The sequence below is a fragment of the Paraburkholderia rhynchosiae genome, from assembly GCF_002879865.1.
GTDB lineage: Bacteria > Pseudomonadota > Gammaproteobacteria > Burkholderiales > Burkholderiaceae > Paraburkholderia > Paraburkholderia rhynchosiae.
This window is the reverse complement of record NZ_PNXY01000150.1, coordinates 1-384: the sequence shown is the minus strand read 5'-3', so window position 1 is coordinate 384 and position 384 is coordinate 1. Positions and strand designations below refer to the sequence as shown.

1 protein-coding gene is annotated in these 384 nt (G+C 63.3%); it reads left to right on the top strand.

The window, feature by feature from the left end:
• On the top strand, positions 1 to 223 hold a 223-nt coding region (locus C0Z16_RS37225; RefSeq protein ID WP_146014435.1), incomplete at its 5' end, for a response regulator transcription factor.
• Positions 224 to 384 lie beyond the last annotated feature (161 nt).

The window sequence follows — 384 nt, the reverse complement described above, 5'->3', positions numbered from 1 at the left end:
GAATGTCGACTGGGACAAGCCCCGGCACGACATCCTCTCTGACCGCGAATTCCAGACGCTGCGCATGCTCGGCTCCGGCCGCACGCTGGGCGAGATTGCCGAGGCACTGCAGATCAGTGTCAAGACAGTGAGCGTGTATCGGGGGCGCGTGCTCTCGAAGATGAAGCTGCGCAACAACGCCGAGCTGACCATGTACGTGGTCAGCAACAGCTTGCAGATCTGAGCGCGCTATGAGAACCGCGGGACACGCTCGCCGTAACGGCGGGCGTTCTCGCGCACGAGGTCCTGCACCGCTGCCGGCTCCAGCGGCCGCGTCAGCAGATAGCCCTGAAACTCGTCGCAGCCGACTTCGCGCAAAAATTCAAGCTGGCCGAGGGTTTCCAC